The organism is Pseudomonas sp. LARHCG127, from assembly GCF_052871455.1.
The window spans coordinates 357,834-377,848 of record NZ_JBIXJT010000003.1 but is presented as its reverse complement, the minus strand read 5'-3'; the positions used below and the strand labels follow the sequence as shown (position 1 = coordinate 377,848).

12 protein-coding genes are annotated in these 20,015 nt (G+C 61.2%); 9 read left to right on the top strand and 3 right to left on the bottom strand.

Going from position 1 to position 20,015, the window contains the following annotated elements:
- Positions 1-7: 7 nt before the first annotated feature.
- Complete coding sequence (gene mexE, locus ACIPQ1_RS07430; protein ID WP_186709350.1) at positions 8-1,261, bottom strand: multidrug efflux RND transporter periplasmic adaptor subunit MexE; 1,254 nt, start codon at positions 1,259-1,261, stop codon at positions 8-10.
- Between the two features lie 757 nt (positions 1,262-2,018).
- Entirely contained in the window at positions 2,019-2,783 is a 765-nt protein-coding gene (locus ACIPQ1_RS07425; protein WP_250966003.1) for a substrate-binding periplasmic protein, read from the bottom strand.
- A 275-nt stretch (positions 2,784-3,058) separates the two neighbouring features.
- Between ACIPQ1_RS07425 and ACIPQ1_RS07420 the strand changes: the two genes are divergently transcribed.
- Positions 3,059-3,679 carry a TetR/AcrR family transcriptional regulator gene (locus tag ACIPQ1_RS07420; RefSeq protein WP_250966002.1) on the top strand — a complete coding sequence of 207 codons (621 nt, stop codon included), beginning with the start codon at positions 3,059-3,061 and terminating at the stop codon, positions 3,677-3,679.
- Between the two features lie 115 nt (positions 3,680-3,794).
- On the opposite strand, the gene ACIPQ1_RS07415 is transcribed toward ACIPQ1_RS07420, so the two are convergent.
- Positions 3,795-5,255, bottom strand: coding sequence for an efflux transporter outer membrane subunit (locus tag ACIPQ1_RS07415; protein ID WP_446533869.1), 1,461 nt, complete (start codon positions 5,253-5,255; stop codon positions 3,795-3,797).
- Between the two features lie 212 nt (positions 5,256-5,467).
- On the opposite strand from ACIPQ1_RS07415, the gene ACIPQ1_RS07410 reads away from it, so the two are divergent.
- From ACIPQ1_RS07410 to ACIPQ1_RS07375, 8 genes are all read left to right on the top strand, one after another.
- Positions 5,468-6,577 carry an efflux RND transporter periplasmic adaptor subunit gene (locus tag ACIPQ1_RS07410; RefSeq protein ID WP_446533868.1) on the top strand — a complete coding sequence of 370 codons (1,110 nt, stop codon included), beginning with the start codon at positions 5,468-5,470 and terminating at the stop codon, positions 6,575-6,577.
- Positions 6,574-9,654 carry an efflux RND transporter permease subunit gene (locus ACIPQ1_RS07405; RefSeq protein ID WP_446533867.1) on the top strand — a complete coding sequence of 1,027 codons (3,081 nt, stop codon included), beginning with the start codon at positions 6,574-6,576 and terminating at the stop codon, positions 9,652-9,654. The genes ACIPQ1_RS07410 and ACIPQ1_RS07405 overlap by 4 nt, the downstream gene beginning before the upstream one ends.
- 46 nt (positions 9,655-9,700) lie before the next feature.
- A complete protein-coding gene (gene fabF / locus ACIPQ1_RS07400; RefSeq protein ID WP_446533866.1) occupies positions 9,701-10,987 on the top strand; it encodes a beta-ketoacyl-ACP synthase II in 1,287 nt (428 codons plus the stop codon).
- A 139-nt stretch (positions 10,988-11,126) separates the two neighbouring features.
- Positions 11,127-11,252, top strand: a complete 126-nt coding sequence (locus ACIPQ1_RS07395; protein WP_446533920.1) for a hypothetical protein — start codon at positions 11,127-11,129, stop codon at positions 11,250-11,252.
- 523 nt (positions 11,253-11,775) lie between these two features.
- Positions 11,776-13,491: a type I secretion system permease/ATPase gene (locus ACIPQ1_RS07390; protein ID WP_446533865.1), complete on the top strand. Its 1,716-nt coding sequence runs from the start codon at positions 11,776-11,778 to the stop codon at positions 13,489-13,491.
- A gap of 19 nt (positions 13,492-13,510) precedes the next feature.
- Positions 13,511-14,821, top strand: a complete 1,311-nt coding sequence (locus tag ACIPQ1_RS07385; protein WP_446533864.1) for an HlyD family type I secretion periplasmic adaptor subunit — start codon at positions 13,511-13,513, stop codon at positions 14,819-14,821.
- A 1-nt stretch (position 14,822) separates the two neighbouring features.
- Complete coding sequence (locus ACIPQ1_RS07380) at positions 14,823-16,130, top strand: TolC family protein (protein WP_446533863.1); 1,308 nt, start codon at positions 14,823-14,825, stop codon at positions 16,128-16,130.
- A gap of 122 nt (positions 16,131-16,252) precedes the next feature.
- A complete protein-coding gene (locus ACIPQ1_RS07375; protein WP_446533862.1) occupies positions 16,253-20,005 on the top strand; it encodes a M10 family metallopeptidase C-terminal domain-containing protein in 3,753 nt (1,250 codons plus the stop codon).
- The last annotated feature ends 10 nt before the right edge of the window (positions 20,006-20,015 follow it).

Below are 20,015 nucleotides of genomic sequence, written 5' to 3'. Positions count from 1 at the left end.
CAGTCCCTTAGTCGCGTGGGGTCGCAGCGGCCAGTTTGCCTGCCGAGCCTGACGCAGCCTTGGAGGGCGCGACTTGGGGCAGGTTGCTGGCTTCGAGCGCTTTACGTTGTTGTGCCAGGGCGGCAATGGTTTCTTCGCTGGCCATCGGCACGGTTTCAGGCGTAACCGGTGCACCCGGACGAGCCCGTTGCAGCCCCTTGACGATGATGGTGTCGTCCTTGTTCAGGCCGCTGCGCACGATGCGCAGGCCTTCGATCTTCGGCCCCAGCTCGACGGCGCGGTAGGCCGGCTTGTTTTCGGCGTCCATCACCAAGACGAATTTCTTGCCCAGGTCGGTGCCCACCGCTTCGTCGTTGATCAGCACGGCGGCGTAGGTGCCGCTGCCCACCAGCTTCAAGCGGGCGTACAGGCCTGGGGTGTAGGTGCCATCCTTGTTGTCGAACACCGCGCGGCCACGGATGGTGCCGGTCTGTGGGTTGACCTGGTTGTCGACGAAGTTCATCTGGCCCTGGTGCGGGTTGCCGTCCTCGTTGGACAGGCCCATGTAGACCGGCGTGGCCTGGCCGCGCTGGCCCTGGCGGGCGAGTTGGGTGTACTTGAGGAAGACCCGCTCATCGGCGTCGAAGTAGGCGTAGACCTTGTCGGTGGACACGACGCTGGTCAGCGGCGTGACATCGGCGGTCACCAGGTTGCCGGCGGTGATTTCCGCGCGGCTGACGCGACCGCTGATGGGCGAGGTAACGCGGGTGAAGCTCAGGTTCAGTTTCGCCAGGTCCAGCTGCGCCTGGATGGCTGCGGCGGCGGCGCGGGCTTCCTGGGCGGCGCTGGTGCGCGAATCCGCCAGCTCGGCGGAAATGGCATTGCTCAAGCGCAGGCGTTCGCCACGTTGGGCTTCATTCTCGCTGCGGGTGGCGGTGGCGCGGGCCTGGGCCAGTTGCGCTTCGAGACGACGGACTTCAGCCTGGAAGGGGCGTGGGTCGATCTGGAACAACAGGTCGCCCTTCTTGACCAGCGCGCCTTCGGTGAAGGCCACTTCGTCGATCTGCCCGGAAACCCGCGGGCGGATCTCAACGGTTTCTGGCGCTTCGAGGCGACCGGTGAATTCATCCCATTCGTTGACAGGCTGCTCCAACACCTTGGCCACACTGACTTTGGCCGGCGGCATGGACGCTGCCGTGTCGGGAGTCTTGCCGCAGGCGCTCATCACCAGCACCGCCAGCAGCGCGAGGGGAAAACGCAGTTTTGAAAGTGAATGTTCCATGGATAGCATCCGCCAATGTATTGAGAATGGGCGGATGATGCGTGGCGCAAGACACCGGAACGAATCGAATGAAGCAAAGGTAACTATCATTCAGAATGATATAAGCCATCAATGAGACCTCTAGTCCGGGCAATGCACCGTATTTTTGGAAACCGATGGGCTCGTGGCGAGGGAGCTTGCCCGGCATCAGGTCTGGAAACACCCGAGTCCCCTGTGGGAGCCGAGCTTGCTCGCGATGACGGTTGCCTAGCCGACATCACCGCTAACGGACCCACCGCCATCGCGAGCAAGCTCGCTCCCACACGGAAATTGGCGGTGGACACAAACCTTGTGGCCACTCGAGAACCCAGTGGTAGGGCCATAGGGTTTTGTAGCCTCAACCAAACTGCCTTTGTGGCGAGGGAGCTTGCTCCCGCTGGGCTGCGCAGCAGCCCCAAAACCAAGCACCGCGTGGCGCCAGGCAGATCGCATGCAGCTTATTGGGGCCGCTTTGCGCCCCAGCGGGAGCAAGCTCCCTCGCCACGGGGTTGAGTGCCCGGCATCAGGTCTGGAAACACCCGAGTCCCCTGTGGGAGCCGAGCTTGCTCGCGATGACGGTGCCCAGCCGACATCACCGCTAACGGACCCACCGCCATCGCGAGCAAGCACGCTCCCACATCGGCTTCGGCAAGTCTTGAGTGAGTGGGTTGCCCAAGAGCGGGCTTTGCTTTCTTGTTATCAAGCTTATTGATGGTCGCCGGGTGAGCTTGACCCAAGCCTAATGCGGCAGATACAGGTCATGGACACGCTTGATGGTCCCATCCGCGCGAAGCGCTTCAACCGCTTCGCGCAAACGCTCGACCATTTCTGGCGAACATTGCTTCGAACAGGCCAGGTAAAGGTCGGCGCTGCTGCCGACCTTGCTCATGAGCAGTTTGCGCTTGGACACCTTCGGCCAGATGTATCGACTCTCCGGCACGCCGTTGAACCAGGCATCGATACGCCCCATCAACAGCATCTGGGCGGGATTGTCGCCAATGGCCAGCGGGTAGATCTGTTCATCGCTGAAGCCTTCGGTGCGCAGGATATCTTCCTGTGCACTGCCCAGGCCGACGCCGATCTTGCGGTAGGTTTCCTTGGCCTGGGCGAAGCTGCTCACCCGTCGTTCAAGACTGAAAAAAGCTCGCTCCATGGGCATGATCGAGGCGATCCAGGTGAAACGATCCTCTCGGGTGGGGATGCGCGAAAGAGGCGTGATCAAGTGGTCATGCTCTTCACTGACATGTTTCTGTGCCCGGGCCCAGGGAAGCACATGGATCTTTACCGTATAGCCAGCCTTGGTCATGGCTGCCGCGGCGACATCGCCCACGATGCCGTAGCCCCTGGGATCGTTGACGAACGTCAGGGGCGGAGCCTCGAGAATGTGCAATTCAATTTCCAAGGCTTCAGCGCCGGCGTTGTGCACCACCAGCAACGGTATCAATAGACAAAGCCTGGATAGCGCCTTGGTGGGAACATTCAAAACGCGTTTGCTCAGGCTCATGGTCGATACTTCAGGCATTGGAAAGTGGGCGCCATTCTACGGGGCGGCGCCGGAAACAGCGTGCTGCAGGCCGTTTTATGTGATGCGGCGCACCCCGAGTGGGTTCGCCACAGTCGTTTTATCAGGACACGCCAGTCTGTTGCGTTGGCCTGGCTGCGTGTATCTGAAGGTATAGATCATTGCATCGACAAAAGCGTTTAATCTGGCGCTTTGTGACGATACCTAGTAATGGTCACAAAGTTGTCAACGATCTTCAGGATGCGTAAGCTGCCCCCATGAACCAGCCATCCCTACCTTCGCCCAGTACCCGCGGCCCAGCCGATCATGAGATTCGCCACCAGATTGTCGCGGCGGCCAATGAGCATTTCAGTCAATACGGGTATGGCAAGACCACGGTGTCCGACCTGGCCAAGGCCATCGGTTTCTCCAAGGCCTACATCTACAAGTTCTTCGACTCCAAGCAAGCGATTGGCGAGGCCATCTGTAGCCAGTGCCTGGCCGAAATCGTCGCGGCGGTGGAGCAGGCCATCAGTGAAGATGGGCTTTCGGCGACGGAGCGTTTTCGCCGCTTGGTCAAGGCCTTGATCACTACGGGTGTTAACCTGTTTTTCAATGATCGCAAGCTCTATGACATTGCGGCGTTTTCCGCGTCGGAGCGCTGGCCCAGTTCGCAAGTCTATAACGCACGGATCAAGAACTTCGTGCTGCAGATCGTGCGTGAGGGGCGGGAGCTTGGAGAGTTCGAGCGCAAGACGCCATTGGATGAGACGGTCGACGCGATCCATCTGGCGCTGCGGCCGTTCGTCAATCCTTTGCTGTTGCAACACAACCTCGATTACGTCGACGACGCCCCCACGCTTACCTGCAATCTCATCTTGCGTAGCCTCATGCCGTGAGCTTTGATTGACGGTAACCGCGCATCAGTACCGGCTGTTACGGCTGTGCCGTTCTCTTGAGTGGATCCGCCATTTTTGTGACCAATCACATAGTTGGTCAGGAGGGCGAATTCAGTCAGCGAGCCGCCATCGGCTGGCCTTCAGCAGGCTGCCAGCCACCACCCAGCGCCCTGAATGCCGCCACCGCGGCCCGTGCCGATTCTGTACGTGCTTGCGCCCGTGCGTCGGAGACCTGCAGCAGCGTCGCGTCGGCATTGAGGACGTCGATCAGGCTGGCGGTGCCTTTTTGATAGGCAATGAACGACGATTGGCGGGCTTGCGTCAGCGAGGTTTCGCCCTGGGTGAGGGTGTTCGCCTGGGATTCTCGATTCACCAGCGCGGAAAAAGCGTTCTCGACGTCCTCGGTGGCGCGCAGTGCGGATTGGCGATAAGCCGCCAGCGCTTCGGCTTCCTGCCCCTTGGCCTGGTCGATTTGCGCGTTGATGCGGCCAAAGTCAAAGAGCCTCCAGCGCAGCCCCAGCGCGCCCGCCGCCTGGCTGGCATCACCGCTGAAAAGGTTGCCGGCGGAAACTGCCGTGGCACTGCCCAGTAACGCGCTGAGGGAAAATTTCGGGTAGTACTCGGCGACGGCCTCGCCGATACGCGCATTGGAGGCGGCCAAACGACGCTCGGCCACGATCAGGTCTGGCCGGCGGCGCAATAGATCGGCAGGGGCCCCCATGGTCGTTATCTGTGGCGCCAAAGGGATGGTCCGTCCATTTGCCAACTGCCCGCGATAGGTGCCGGGCGGGGTGCCGAGCATGACATCCAGGGCGTTCATGGCCGCGTCCAGGCCCGTTTGCAGCACGGGCCTCGTCGCCTGGACCTGCGAGAGGGTGCCCTCGACCTGATGAACCTGATAGCTGGCCGCAAGGCCCTTGCTGTAGAGCAGTTGGACTTTCTCCAACAGGTCCTGCTGTGTCTTGACTTGTCGGTTGGCAATGTCCAGCCGCGCCTGCAGTCCCCGAGCTGTGATGTAGAGGTCGGCAGTCTGTGCGGCGACAGCCAGGCGTGTGGCCGCGACACCTGCCTCGCTGGCCTGGTACTCGGCCAGCGCCGCTTCGCGTCCACGGCGCAGGCCGCCAAAGAGGTCCATTTCCCAACTGGCGCCCAGGTTGAGTTCGTAGGCGCTGCCGTAGCGATCGTAGCCAGGTGTCGAGTCCAGCACTTGGCCCAGTGGCGTTTCCACGGATTGATACGCGCGCGCAGCCTGGCCGTTGATGTTTCCAGAGGGCAATAACGCCGCATTGGCAGCCCCCAGGCCGGCCCGCGCCTGGGTGACACGGGCCGATGCCTGCGCCAGGTCCAGGTTCTGCTCGAGCGTCTTGGCAATCAGGTCGCTGAGCACTGGATCGGCAAAACCTTCCCACCATGTAGCCAGGCTGGCCGGCGTCGCTGCGGCCCTTTGCTCGACAGAGGCCTGGCCCAGGTAACGATGGGCGAGCGCAGTGTCTGGACGTTGATAATCCGGACCGACAGTGCAGCCTGCCATCATGCTGAGGCTCACCAACCAAGCAGCGGGGCGTAGGGGCGACATTGGGATTCCTGGAGTCGTGGATGATTGGTGACCATATTATAGTGTGGTCACTTTCTGTCAATGAGCACTCATGGGGCAAACATTTGTAATGTGACTGAATAAAGGTTATGCGGGAGATTGATCAGGATGTGGATCGGATTGTGACCATTGACAGTAATGGTCACGAGATTGAGAATACGGTCTCTCTGTCCACATTTGCCAAAAGGGAACCTATGCGCCGGCTCCGACCTGTCACCTTTGCCGCTTGCTTGTTGCCGCTCGTCCTGACGGCGTGTGGCGATTCCTCCGCCACCAAAGACCCGCGCACCCTTGCCCCGTTGGTGCGGGTCGCCCAAGTTCAGGGATCGTCCGACGCCACGCGCTCTTTTACTGGCGTGGTGGCCGCTCGTGTCCAAAGTGACCTGGGCTTCCGGGTGTCAGGCAAGGTGCTCGAACGTTTGGTCGATACCGGCCAGTCGGTAAAACGCGGTCAGCCGCTCATGCGCCTCGACCCCATCGACCTGGGGTTGCAAGCCCGAGCCCAGCAAGACGCAGTCGCTGCCGCCAGGGCCCGGGCCAAGCAGACCGCCGATGACGAAGCGCGCTATCGCGATCTGGTCGCCGCAGGCGCTATTTCCGCATCGGGTTACGACCAGATCAAAGCCGCCGCCGACACCGCCAAGGCCCAACTCAGCGCCGCGCAGGCCCAGGCTGACGTCGCCCGGAACGCATCGGGTTATGCCGTGCTGCTTGCCGATGCCGACGGTGTCGTGATGGACACCCTGGCCGAACCCGGGCAAGTCGTCAGCCCCGGGCAAACCGTGGTTCGACTGGCGCGGGCCGGGCAGCGTGAAGCGGTTGTGCAGTTGCCTGAGACCCTGCGACCTGCCGCAGGCGCCACCGCCCAGGCGACGCTTTATGGCGCTAGCGCGGACGCTGTCACCGCGAAGCTGAGACTGCTGTCGGATTCGGCCGACCGCGTGACGCGCACCTTCGAGGCCCGTTACGTGCTGGAAGGGGTGTTGGCCAATGCACCGCTGGGGGCGACCGTTACGCTGCGCATCGCCGAAGGTTCCGCGCAACGGCAGGCGCTGCAAGTGCCGATAGCGGCCATTTATGATTCGGGAAAAGGTACCGGCGTATGGAGCATTGACGGCGAACCGGCGAAAGTCATCTGGCGACCTGTGCAAGTCCTGGGGCTGAGCGACGACGCCGCGCGCGTCTCCGGTGATCTCAACGTGGGCGAGCGCATTGTCGGGCTCGGCGCCCATCTGCTGCGCGAGGGTGAAGAAGTGCGGCTGGCGCAACCGGGTGACGTGAAGGTTGCCGGGGGCCGTCCATGAGCCTCAACCTGTCGGCACTCGCCGTTCGCGAGCGATCCATTACCGTGTTTCTGATTTTCCTGATCGCCGTCGCGGGGACCTTGGCGTTCTTCCAGTTGGGGCGCGCCGAGGACCCACCGTTTACGGTCAAGCAGTTGACCGTCATCACCGCATGGCCGGGCGCAACCGCCCAGGAAATGCAGGACCAGGTCGCCGAACCGCTTGAAAAACGCTTGCAGGAATTGAAGTGGTACGACCGCACGGAAACCTACACCCGTCCCGGCCTGGCCTTCACCATGGTGTCGCTGGTCGATCGAACGCCACCTTCGCAGGTGCAGGAGGAGTTCTATCAGGCGCGCAAAAAACTCCAGGACGAAGCGCTCAAGTTGCCCGCGGGTGTCATCGGGCCCATGGTCAATGACGAGTTTTCCGATGTGACGTTCGCGCTGTTCGCCCTGAAAGCCAAGGGCGAGCCGCAGCGATTGCTGGTGCGTGATGCCGAAGCGTTGCGCCAGCGACTGCTGCACGTGGCGGGGGTGAAAAAAGTCAACATCATCGGCGAGCGGGCCGAGCGTATTTTCATTTCCTTCTCCCACGATCGGCTGGCCACCCTGGGCGTCTCGCCCCAGGATATCTTCGCGGCGCTGAACAGCCAGAATGCGCTCACGCCAGCCGGTTCGATCGAAACCAATGGACCGCAGGTCTTCCTTCGGGTCGACGGCGCGTTCGATAAGTTGGCGAAAATTCGCGACACGCCCCTGGCGATTCAAGGGCGCACGCTCAAGCTCTCGGACGTGGCGACCGTCGAGCGTGGCTACGAGGATCCAGCCACGTTCCTGGTGCGCAATAACGGTGAAGACGCGCTGTTGCTGGGCGTCGTGATGCGTGAAGGCTGGAACGGCCTGGACCTGGGCAAGGCCCTGGATGCGGAGACGACCAGGATCAACCAAGACATGCCCTTGGGCATGACCCTCACCAAAGTCACCGACCAGTCGGTGAACATCGACTCGGCCGTCGGCGAGTTCATGGTCAAGTTCTTCGTCGCGTTGTTGGTGGTGATGATCGTCTGCTTTCTCAGCATGGGTTGGCGTGTGGGGGTGGTGGTCGCGGCGGCGGTGCCATTGACGTTGGCCGTGGTGTTCGTGGTCATGGCGGCTACCGGCAAGAATTTTGACCGCATCACCCTGGGATCACTGATCCTGGCGCTCGGGTTGTTGGTGGACGATGCCATCATCGCTATCGAAATGATGGTGGTGAAGATGGAGGAGGGCTACGACCGGATCAAGGCCTCCGCCTATGCCTGGAGCCATACGGCCGCGCCGATGTTGTCCGGTACGCTGGTGACAGCGATCGGATTCATGCCCAACGGTTTCGCCCAGTCGACCGCCGGCGAGTACACCAGCAACATGTTCTGGATCGTCGGTATCGCCCTGATCGCGTCCTGGGTGGTGGCGGTAGCGTTCACCCCTTACCTGGGGGTGAAGATGTTGCCGGACAGCAAGCAGGTCGAGGGTGGCCACGCAGCCATTTATAACACTCGCCACTACAATCGTTTTCGCCAGGTCCTGACCCGGGTCATCGCGCGCAAATGGTGGGTGGCCGGCACAGTGGTCACGACATTTATCGTGGCGATCCTCGGCATGGGCCTGGTGAAGAAACAGTTCTTCCCGACCTCCGATCGCCCCGAGGTGCTGATCGAAGTGCAAATGCCTTATGGCACTTCCATCGAGCAGACCGGCGCCACCACCGCCAAGGTCGAGGCCTGGTTGCAGAAACAGGACGAGGCGAAAATCGTCACGGCCTACATCGGCCAGGGGGCGCCACGTTTCTACCTGGCGATGGCGCCGGAACTGCCCGATCCGTCGTTCGCCAAGATCGTCGTGTTGACCGACAGCCAGGAAGCGCGCGAGACCCTCAAGTTCCGTCTTCGCGAGGCGGCAGCCGAGGGCCTCGCTCCGGAGGCCCGTATTCGGGTGACGCAACTGGTGTTCGGCCCGTATTCACCGTATCCGGTTGCCTACCGGGTGATGGGGCCGGATCCATCGAAGTTGCGCGAGATCGCGGCGCAGGTCCAGGGCGTCATGCAGGCCAGCCCGTTGATGCGGACCGTCAATACCGACTGGGGGCCACTGGCGCCGACGTTGCATTTCACCTTGGACCAGGACCGTTTGCAGGCGGTAGGCCTGACGTCCAATGCGGTCGCGCAGCAATTGCAGTTCCTGCTGGCGGGAGTACCGATCACGGCGGTTCGCGAGGACATCCGCTCGGTGCAGGTGGTCGGTCGTGCGGCCGGTGACATTCGCCTCGACCCGGCGAGGATCGAGGGCTTTACCCTGGTGGGTGCGGCGGGCCAGCGTATTCCGCTGTCCCAGGTGGGCGAGGTCGATGTGCGCATGGAGGATCCGATTCTTCGTCGACGTGACCGCACCCCGACCATGACCGTGCGCGGCGACATTGCCGAAGGCTTGCAGCCACCGGACGTATCGAGCGCGATCATCAAGGCCCTGCAACCGATCATCGACACCCTGCCGAGCGGCTATCGGATCGAGCAGGCAGGCGCCATCGAGGAGTCGGGCAAGGCCGGCAAGGCGATCGTGCCGCTGGTGCCGATCATGGTGGCCCTGACCCTGCTGATCATCATCGTGCAGGTGCGTTCGATCTCGGCCATGATCATGGTGTTCCTCACCGCGCCCCTGGGGTTGATTGGGGTGGTGCCGACGTTGCTGATCTTCGAGCAACCGTTCGGGATCAACGCCCTGGTGGGCCTGATCGCGCTCTCGGGCATCCTGATGCGCAACACGCTGATCCTGATCGGGCAGATCCATCACAACAAGCAAGAGGGGTTGGAACCCTTCCATGCGGTCATCGAAGCCACGGTGCAACGGGCGCGTCCGGTCCTGCTGACGGCGTTGGCGGCCATCCTGGCCTTTATCCCGCTAACGCACTCGGTGTTCTGGGGCACGCTGGCCTACACGCTGATCGGCGGCACGTTCGTCGGCACCATCATGACGTTGGTGTTCCTGCCTGCGATGTACGCCATCTGGTTCAAGATCCGTCCTGACGCGCCAGCGCACACCCCGGCAGTACCGTTGGCGTGAGCCAGCCATTCAATGAACGTCGACTGAGCAAATGAAGAGGTTTCAAATGATGACTTCCCAAGGGCAAAAACGCATCGTCGTCACTGGCGTGGGCATTGTCGGCCCGCTGGGTTGTGGCGTGGAAGAAGTCTGGTCGCGCTTGCTGGCTGGGCGCTCCGGCATTCGTCTCTTGTCTGACGATATCACCGAGGGGACGGGCGTGGCCGTGGGCGGGCAGGTGCCGTCGTTGGAAGAAGACCCCATCGCCGGTTACGACCCCGAGCGCATCATCCCCGCCAAGGATCGCAAGAAAATGGATCGCTTCATCGAGTTCGCCCTGGTGGCGGCCGAAGAAGCGTTGCAACAGGCGGGCTGGAAACCGACCGATGCCCACGACCAGGAGCGGACGGCGACGATCATCGCCTCGGGCGTGGGTGGCTTTGGCGCGATTGCCGGTGCGGTCCGCACCACTGATGAGCGAGGTCCGCGCCGATTGTCACCGTTCACGGCACCGGCCTTTCTTGCCAACATGGCGGCCGGGCACGTGTCCATCCGCCACGGTTTCAAAGGTCCGCTCGGTGCGCCGGTCACTGCCTGTGCGGCGGGGGTGCAGGCCATTGGCGATGCGGCCAGGCTCATCCGCAGCGGCGAGGCGGATATCGCCGTATGCGGCGGGACGGAAGCCGCGATAGATCGCGTAACCCTGGGTTGTTTTGCCGCCGCTCGTGCGCTATCCACCGGTTTTGCCGAGCGCCCGCAAGAGGCCTCGCGGCCTTTCGATCGAGATCGCGACGGCTTTGTCATGGCCGAGGGGGCAGGGGTGCTGGTGATCGAGTCGCTGGAGCACGCCCTTGCCCGCGGCGCCCAGCCGTTGGCGGAGTTGGTCGGTTACGGCACCAGCGCCGATGCCTACCACCTGACCGCCGGCCCGGAAGATGGCAACGGCGCCCGGCGCGCGATGGAGCAGGCGTTGCGCCAGGCTGCGGTCAGCCCTTCAGACGTGCAGCATATCAATGCCCATGCGACGTCCACCCAGGTTGGCGACAATGGTGAGCTGGCGGCGATTCGCTCGGTGTTCGGGCGCGGCTCCGATGTGGCGATTACCTCCACCAAGTCGGCCACTGGGCATCTGTTGGGGGCGGCGGGGGGGATCGAGGCTATTTTTACGGTGTTGGCGCTTCGGGACCGGATTGTTCCGCCGACCTTGAACCTGGTTCATCCTGACGAGGGGGCTGTGGGGCTTGATCTGGTTGGTCTTTGTGCCAGGGAGATGCCGATTACCCATGCGCTTTCCAATGGGTTTGGGTTTGGTGGGGTTAATGCCAGTGTGTTGTTTCGTCGTTGGGAGGGATGAGGTTTAGAGGCGGTGTGTATATCCGTTGCTGCGGTAACGGCTGCTGGCGGTTCCGCTCTTACAGCGGGTCACTTTTGAAGAGCGCAAAAGTAACCAAAACGCTCTTGCCCCACCACTCGGTGCCTCGCTAGGGCTCGGCATGCCCTCACTCCGGCATTGCTCCGTGGGCCGCCGCGAAGGGCCATCCATGGCCCAGCGCGGCTATCCCGGCATCCATGCCGGGATGCCCACTGCGCAATACCTGCGTTCGGCCAGCGTGGTTTAACGGGGCGCCCAGATCAAGATCAAGATCAAAGTCCAAAGCAAGAGCAAGAGCAAGAGCAAGAGCAAGAGCGGGGCACAGGCCGACATCTATGTGGCTGAGCCACCGCTATCGCGAGCAGGCTCGCTCCCACAATGGATCTGCGGTGAACACAAGACCCATGGACACCCAAGATCCCCTGTGGGAGCGAGCCTGCTCGCGATGAGGCCGGCTCATCCAACATCACTGCAAACTGACACACCACCTTCTCGTGCAGGCTCGCTCCCACAGGACAAACGCGGTCCCATCAAGAACCAGGTGGGCTATCAGGCCGCCTCGGGGAGGACATTTATCTTGGGCGCCCACGCCGCACGGTCTACTCGCCAATTTTCCCTTAAGAACCCCGCAAGCATGCCGATACAACGCGGTAGATCCGATTGCGCCGGCGCCCTAGCGGGATCCCGCCGAAAGATATCCCAGGCGTTCACACGCCTGTGCCCATGTGATTTTTCAGGTTTGACCAGAATCGGACCTCAGGTGATAAACCATGTCAGCCCACGCCAGGACCGAACTGGAAGGCGCCCTTGCCGTCTGCAAGGGTAGTTTTCTGTCCGTTGGTTTTTTCAGTTTTTTCGTCAACTTGCTGATGCTCGTTCCTTCGTTCTACATGCTGCAGGTGTATGACCGCGCGGTAGGCAGCGCCAGCGTGTCGACGCTGTTGATGCTGACGCTGATCATGTTGCTGTTGATGATCACCATGGGCGGCCTGGAGTGGGTCCGTTCGCGGATCATGGTGCGGATCAGTACGCGTCTGGATACGCTGCTGAGCCAGCGTCTGTTCGACGCCAGTTTCAAGCAGGCGCTCAATACCAGTGGCCTGAATGCCACGGCCCAGCCTTTGAGCGACCTGAACGGCTTGCGCCAGTTCCTGACGGGCAACGGCCTGTTCGCGTTTTTCGACGTGCCGTGGATTCCGATCTACCTCGCGGTCATGTTCATGTTCCATCCCTGGTACGGCTGGATGGGAATCGTCAGTGCCGTGTTGCTGGGGGCGCTGGCCTTCGCCAATGAAAAGCTCACCCATGCGCCGCTGCAGGCGGCCAACCGTGAACAGATGGCAGCCACTGCGCTCACCCACAAAAGCTTGCGCAATGCCGAAGTGGTGGAATCCATGGGCATGCTTGCCAGCCTGCGCCAGCACTGGAGCGGGCGAACCCATAAGATTCTTGCCCTGCAAAGCCTGGCCAGCGACCGCGCCGCGACCATGACCTCGGTGTCCAGGACGTTCCGGCAAATCGTTCAGTCGCTGGTGCTGGGCCTGGGCGCCTATTTGGCGATCAATCACGAGATTTCGTCCGGGCTGATGATTGCCGGCTCGATTTTGCTAGGGCGTGCGTTGGCGCCCATCGATCAGTTGATCGGTGTATGGAAAGGCTTCCTGGGCGCCCGTTCGCAATACGCCCGGTTGCACGAGTTGCTGCTCAAGGTGGCCGCCGAGCCTGAGCGCATGCCGCTGCCGGCCCCTGAAGGGGCGATTCGCGTCGAGGGCCTATCGGCGGGGGCCCCGGACGCGCGCAAACCGATTATTCGCGGCGTGAATTTCCAGGTGAGCGCAGGCGAGGTGGTGGGCATCATTGGTCCCAGCGGTGCGGGGAAGTCGACCCTCGCCAGGGCATTGCTGGGCGTTTGGCCAAGCCTGGCCGGCACCGTGCGCCTGGACGGTGCGGACATCAGCCAATGGCGTCGGGAGGAGTTGGGCCAGTACATCGGTTATCTGCCCCAGGACATCGAACTCTTCGAAGGCTCGATCAGCCAGAACATTTCCCGCTTTGGCACGGTGAACGCACCGGCCGTGGTTGCCGCCGCGCGCATGGCGGGGGTCCATGAGTTGATTCTGCAACTGCCCGATGGCTACGACACCTTGATCGGTGCCAATGGCGGTGGATTGTCCGGCGGCCAGCGACAACGTATCGGCCTGGCCCGCGCCTTGTACGGCGAACCGCGCCTGGTGGTGCTCGATGAGCCGAACTCCAACCTGGATGATGCCGGCGAAAAAATGCTCGCCGAGGCGCTGCAAAAGCTCAGGCAGAGCAGGGCCACGGTGTTTGTCATTACCCATCGATCCGGGGTGCTGGCGCAGGTGGACAAACTGCTGGTGCTCAATCATGGCGAACTGAGTCTGTTCGGGCCGCGGGACCAGGTCCTGGCACGCCTGCGAGACGCAACACCCGCGGCCCGCCAGGCTGCCGCGATTCAATCGTAAGAAACGGATGAGCCATTTCATGCAAAACACTAAGCACTCATCCGCCGCCTTGCCCATCGATGACAGGCCGATACGCCGCGTCGGCTACGTCATGCTGCTGGTCACGTTTGGCCTGTTCGGTGGCTGGGCGGCATTGGCCCCGCTCGACAGCTCGGCACTCGCGCCGGGCGTGGTCACGGTCAAGAGTTACCGCAAGACGGTGCAGCATCTGGAAGGTGGCATTGTGCGCGAACTGCGAGTGCATGACGGGGATCTGGTGAAAAGCGGTGATGTGTTGTTGGTGCTCGACAATACCCAGGCACGTTCGGACATGGAAACGACGCGCAGCCAGTTGATCGCCGCGCTCCAATTGCAGGCCCGGTTGGAGGCTGAACGTGACGCGCTGCCCGAACCAGTCGCGGTGCCGACCCTGGACCTCGCGGACCTGCGGGTACAAGAAGCCCGCGACAGTGAAGCGCGAATTTTCCAGACTCGACGGACCTCGTTGCTGGGCGAAATCGGCTTGCAAGAGACGACCATCGGACAAATCGAGGAACAGGTTCGCGGATTCAAGGCCATCATCGCCAGCAAACAGATGCTGGCCGCCTCCTATCAAGAAGAAATCGTCGACTTGCGGGCACTGCTTGCCGAAGGCTACGTGGACAAACAGCGCCTGCGCGAGCAGGAGCGCAGCCTTGCTCGCCTGCAAACCGAAATCGCTGAAAGCCAGTCCGAGATCGCGCAAGCGCGAGTCCATGTCGACGAGGCGAAGTTGAAGATCCTGCAGTTGAAGAAGGCCTTCGCCAGCGAGGTCGCCGGCCTGCTGGGCGATGCGCGGACCAAGGTGTACGAATTGCGCGAGCGATTGGCAACCCTGCAGGACCGCGATCAGCGTACCGATATTCTCGCGCCGGAGTCCGGAATGGTCATGGGCATGACCGTCCACACCCTGGGTGCCGTGGTCAGCCCGGGCACTGCGCTGCTGGACATCGTTCCGGCCAACGAGGAGCTGATCGTCGAGGCCCAAGTGTCGCCGATGGACATCGACCGCATTGCCTTGGGCAAGTTGGCGGACATTCGCTTCAGCGCATTCAAGAGCAGCACCACGCCCGTCATCGAGGGGCGGTTGGTGCAGATCTCCGCTGACCGCCTGATCAACAAGGACACTGGCGCAGCCTATTATCTGGCACGCGTGGCCCTGACGGACAAAGGGCGCCAGACGCTGGGCAACCTTACCCTGGTGCCGGGCATGCCGGTCGAAGTGCTGGTCAATACGGGCGCGCGGACCCTGTTGCAATACTTGATACAGCCGGCGAGCAACGTGTTCGCTCGCTCGTTGATCGAGGACTGAGATGAAGTGCTTGATCATGATGTGCCTGGCCCTCATGCCGTTGGGAGCCCTCGCTGACGACACTTATGTCGACCTGTGGCAATTGCACCAGGAAGCGCAGGGGGCTGATCCGCGCATCCTGCGGGCACAAGCCCTGACCCGCAGCGGCGAGGGCAAGGAGCGCGCCGCCTTTGGCCAATTGCTGCCGCAACTCAATGCCAGCAGCAGCCTCAACCGCAGCCGGCGCGACGATGACCTGAACCGTATCCAGTACAACGGCAAGCGTATGGCCGTGGTGCTTAATCAGGTGATCTACGATCCGCAAGTTTGGCGCAGTTATCAGAAGTACATCGAGTTGACCCGGCAGAGTGGCTATGAGTCCGACGATACCCGGGTGCAGGCCAGCATTGATCTGTCCGAGCGCTACTTCGCCGTGCTTGCGGCGGAAGACGAACTGTCGCTGGTGCGCAGCGAACTGGAGGCGACCGAGCGTAACCTCAAGCGCGTCAAGGCCTTGTACGCGCGGCAGATGGCGATGGTCACCGACGCACTGGATCTTGAGGCGCGGGTGGATGCGCTCAAGGCTGACGAGATCGAAGCCAGCAACAAAGTCCTGGTCAGTCGTGAAGCCATCTCTGAACTGGTGGGGCGCGATGTCAGCGAGCGATTCAAGCGCATTGGCGACAATCCAGCCTTCAGTCTGCCGGCGCAAGCACAAGACGATTGGGTGCAGGCGGCGCTGGACAGCAACCCGGCGCTGCACGCCCGCGAGCACAGTGTCCGAGCCGCCGAGGCGGCCATCGCTGAAAACAAGGCGGGGCATCTGCCTCGGCTGGGGCTGAACTTGACGGCGCAACGCAGTGACATCGGCTATGAAGGCGCCGTGACGCCGCGCTCGGACAACCTCGTTGCTTCCCTGGACTTGCAAATGCCGCTCTACAGCGGCGGTTCTACCCGTGCACGGGTATCGAGTTCCGAAAGTGACAAGGAAGTCGCCCAGCAAGAACTGGAAGCCTTGCGACGCCAGGTCATCAAGGAAACCCGCACGGCTTATCTTGGCATGACGGCCGAACTCAGTCGGATCAAGGCAACGCGTCGCGCGCTGGAATCGGCTGGAAAGTCACGGGTAGCCACGGAAAAAGCCTTCGGCTACGGCGTCAAGAATGCGGTCGATGTGCTCGATAGCATCAAGGAAGAGTTTCGTGCACGGCGTGATTTCTATCAGTCCCAATACAAATTCGTGACCAGTTTGCTGGTGTTGCATCGCTGGAGCGGGCGATTGGGAGATGGCGACATTCGCAAGGCCAATGAATGGCTGGTTGCGCCATAGTTCGTGGATTCAAGCCTGGAAAAGTGGCCAAGTGATATCACTTTTTCTGTTTCTAATGCAAAATAACCCCTTTGTAGCGGCCGCATTCTGGAAGGCCGCAGATTGCTTACAGGAAGCTTCGCATGCCCAGCCCACTTGGTTACTCTTCTACTTGGTCCGCCATGCTGACCGGCAACGCGCAGGTTGACAGCTTGCTGGTCGGTACCTATTGGATGGGCACAGCAGGGGCCACGTCCCTGACCCTGTCGTACAGCTTCATGACGACCAGTTCATTTTTCGCCGCCGACTACAGCATTGATAATGAATATGAGGCCGGCTACATCCTGACGTCAGCCCAGCAGAATAGTATCGTCAGCGCGCTCGGCATGTGGAGTTCGGTCGCCAATATCAAGTTCACCCAGGTCGGCGAATCCTCTATCAATGTGGGGGACCTGCGCTTCGGCGGCTATCAGGGCATGGACAACGACACCGCTGCCTGGGCTTATTTTCCTGATGAAACCCCCAGTGCCGGTGATGTCTGGATCGGGCCAGTCACGAACAGTCCGACCCCCGTCAAGGGCACTTATGACTATCTGGTCTTTGTTCATGAGATCGGCCATGCGCTGGGCCTCAAACATCCATTCTCCCAGAGCCTGTCGAACCCGACGGTGCTTGCCCCACAGTTCGATGATGTCCGCTACACGGTCATGAGCTATGACGCCGCGTATTCCTACCAGCCAACCACGCCCATGTTGCTGGATATCGCTGCAATCCAGAGCCTCTACGGTGCAAACACTCAGTGGCAAGCGGGGAACAACTCGTATAGCTGGGCGGCGGGACAGTCAGTTTTCGAGACTATTTGGGACGCTGGTGGTACCGACTCAATCGATGCCTTCAATCAGCAGGAAGCAGTCCGTATCAACTTGAACGAAGGCCAGTTCAGCAAAATCGGCCAAGCATTCACGGACCTCTCTACCCAGGCGGCTTTCAATGAAGGGTTGGCGATCGCTTACGGCGCCAAGATCGAAAACGCATTCGGCTCGGCCAATGGCGACACGCTGATTGGCAATGCACTGGCCAACGTCCTGAACGGTCGCGCCGGCAAAGATACGATGATCGGGGGGGCAGGCAACGACACTTACGTCGTCGATGAGTCCGGTGACGTGGTCCAGGAAAGCAGCACCCTGGTCAGCGAAACCGACACTGTCATCTCGGCAGTCAATTACACCCTAGGGGCTAACATCGAGGTCCTGACGCTGAGCGCAAGCGCCAATCTCAACGGCACGGGTAACACGTTGAACAACCGCATCAACGGCAATGCCGGTGCCAATACCCTGGATGGTGGCAGCGGTATCGACACCCTTGCAGGCGGTGTCGGCAATGACACCTACGTGGTCGACAATCTCAAGGATGTCGTCACCGAAACCACCACCCTGGCCAGTGAAATCGATACCGTGCGCTCTTCGGTGAACTGGACGCTGGGCGCCAACCTGGAAAACCTCACCCTGACCGGTGCTGCCCAGATCAGTGGCACCGGCAACGCCCTGAACAATGTGCTGACCGGCAACACCGGCAACAACGTGTTGAACGGTGGCGCCGGGCGGGACACGCTGATCGGTGGCGCGGGTAATGACGCCTATACGCTTGACCAGGTCGCTGAGCTGGCCCTGGTCCAGGAGGCCGTCGATCAGGGCCGCGACAGTCTGACCCTCACTTATGCGGCGAATGCATCGAGCAGCGTCGTTGACTTGAATCTCAGCAATTTGCGCAACGTGGAAAGCGTCATTCTGAGCGGTGCCGGGGCGTTCACCGTGATCGGTAACGGCCTGAGCAACAGCCTGATTGGCAATGCCTCGGCGAACAACCTTCAGGGCGGGGCGGGCAACGATAACCTCGATGGCGGCGCGGGTGCCGATACCTTGAGTGGCGGCACCGGAAACGACATCTATACGGTCGATGACATCAAGGATGTCATCAGCGAAACCAGTACCCTGGCCGGTGAAGTCGATACCGTGCGTACGTCGGTCAACTGGAGCCTGGGCGCCAATCTGGAAAACCTCACGCTGACCGGCAGCGCCAACCTCAATGGCAGTGGCAGCGCCCTGGGCAACGTGATGACCGGCAATGCTGGCAACAACGCGCTGAGCGGTGGCTCTGGCAACGACACCCTGGACGGCGGCAGCGGTATTGATACGCTTATTGGCGGCGTCGGCAACGATACCTATGTAATCGACAACCTCAAGGACGTCATTAACGAAACCACTCTCCTGAGCAGTGAAATCGACACCGTACGTTCCTCGGTCAACTGGAGCCTGGGCGCTAACCTGGAAAATCTCACGCTGACGGGTACTGCCCATCTCAACGGCACCGGCAATGCCTTGGGCAACGTGCTGATCGGCAACGCCGGTAACAATGTGTTGAGCGGCGGCGCGGGCAACGACACATTGGATGGTGGCAGCGGTATCGACACCCTTGCAGGCGGTGTCGGCAATGACACCTACGTGGTCGACAATCTCAAGGATGTCGTCACCGAAACCACCATCCTGGCCAGTGAAATCGATACCGTGCGCTCTTCGGTGAACTGGACGCTGGGCGCCAACCTGGAAAACCTCACCCTGACCGGTGCTGCCCAGATCAGTGGCACCGGCAACGCCCTGAACAATGTGCTGACCGGCAACGCCGGCAACAACGTGTTGAACGGTGGCGCCGGGCGGGACACGCTGATCGGTGGCGCGGGGAATGACGCCTATACGCTTGATCAGGTCGCTGAGCTGGCCTTGGTCCAGGAGGCTGTCGATCAGGGCCGCGACAGTCTGACCCTCACTTATGCGGCGAATGCATCGAGCAGCGTCGTTGACCTGGATCTCAGCAATTTGCGCAACGTGGAAAGCGTCATTCTGAGCGGTGCCGGGGCGTTCACCGTGATCGGTAATGGCCTGAGCAACAGCCTGATTGGCAATGCCTCGGCGAACAACCTTCAGGGCGGGGCGGGCAACGATAACCTCGATGGCGGCGCGGGTGCCGATACCTTGAGTGGCGGCACCGGAAACGACATCTATACGGTCGACGACATCAAGGATGTCATCAGCGAAACCAGCACCCTGGCCGGTGAAATCGATACCGTGCGTACGTCGGTCAACTGGAGCCTGGGCGCCAATCTGGAAAACCTCACGCTGACCGGCAGCGCCAACCTCAATGGCAGTGGCAATGCCTCGGACAACGTGATGACCGGCAATGCTGGCAACAACGCGCTGAGCGGTGGCTCTGGCAACGACACACTGGATGGCGGCAGCGGTATCGATACGCTTATTGGCGGTGTCGGCAATGACATCTATGTGATTGACAGCGCTTGGGATGTCGTCAGGGAAACCTCCACGCTGGTCAACGAAATCGATACGGTGGTCTCGTCTGTGACCTGGTTCCTGGATGACAATCTGGAAAACCTCACGCTGACAGGTACTGCCTTCATAGGTCTTGGAAACAACCTGGACAACGTGCTGATCGGCAACGCCAGAGATAACTCGCTGAGCGGTGGTGAGGGCAATGACACACTGATCGGCGGTCTGGGCGGTGACGACCTCAGCGGCGGAGCCGGAGCCGATCGATTTGTCTTTAACACGCTGAGTGACCTGGGCATGGATTTTGACCGTGACTCCATTTCCGACTTCAGCAGCTTGCAGGGCGACAAGCTGGATCTGTCGAAACTCGATGCCAATCTCCTGACTGCCTTTGCCGATACCTTCAGCTTTATCGATTCGAATGATTTTACCGCAGCAGGACAACTGCGCTTCGTCGACCAGGTGCTGTACGGCAACGTCAATGGTGATTTGGGGGCGGATTTTGAGATCCAGCTGACGGGCGTCAGCACGCTTAATGCCAACGATCTGATCGCTTGATGAAGCGGTT

Excerpts from the sequence above, each read along its gene's own strand:
- mexE (WP_186709350.1), bottom strand. The coding sequence starts at position 1,261 with ATGGAACATTCACTTTCAAAACTGCGTTTTCCCCTCGCGCTGCTGGCG.
- ACIPQ1_RS07425 (WP_250966003.1), bottom strand. The coding sequence starts at position 2,783 with ATGAGCCTGAGCAAACGCGTTTTGAATGTTCCCACCAAGGCGCTATCC.
- ACIPQ1_RS07420 (WP_250966002.1), top strand. The coding sequence starts at position 3,059 with ATGAACCAGCCATCCCTACCTTCGCCCAGTACCCGCGGCCCAGCCGAT.
- ACIPQ1_RS07415 (WP_446533869.1), bottom strand. The coding sequence starts at position 5,255 with ATGTCGCCCCTACGCCCCGCTGCTTGGTTGGTGAGCCTCAGCATGATG.
- ACIPQ1_RS07410 (WP_446533868.1), top strand. The coding sequence starts at position 5,468 with ATGCGCCGGCTCCGACCTGTCACCTTTGCCGCTTGCTTGTTGCCGCTC.
- ACIPQ1_RS07405 (WP_446533867.1), top strand. The coding sequence starts at position 6,574 with ATGAGCCTCAACCTGTCGGCACTCGCCGTTCGCGAGCGATCCATTACC.
- fabF (WP_446533866.1), top strand. The coding sequence starts at position 9,701 with ATGATGACTTCCCAAGGGCAAAAACGCATCGTCGTCACTGGCGTGGGC.
- ACIPQ1_RS07395 (WP_446533920.1), top strand. The coding sequence starts at position 11,127 with ATGCCCTCACTCCGGCATTGCTCCGTGGGCCGCCGCGAAGGGCCATCC.
- ACIPQ1_RS07390 (WP_446533865.1), top strand. The coding sequence starts at position 11,776 with ATGTCAGCCCACGCCAGGACCGAACTGGAAGGCGCCCTTGCCGTCTGC.
- ACIPQ1_RS07385 (WP_446533864.1), top strand. The coding sequence starts at position 13,511 with ATGCAAAACACTAAGCACTCATCCGCCGCCTTGCCCATCGATGACAGG.
- ACIPQ1_RS07380 (WP_446533863.1), top strand. The coding sequence starts at position 14,823 with ATGAAGTGCTTGATCATGATGTGCCTGGCCCTCATGCCGTTGGGAGCC.
- ACIPQ1_RS07375 (WP_446533862.1), top strand. The coding sequence starts at position 16,253 with ATGCCCAGCCCACTTGGTTACTCTTCTACTTGGTCCGCCATGCTGACC.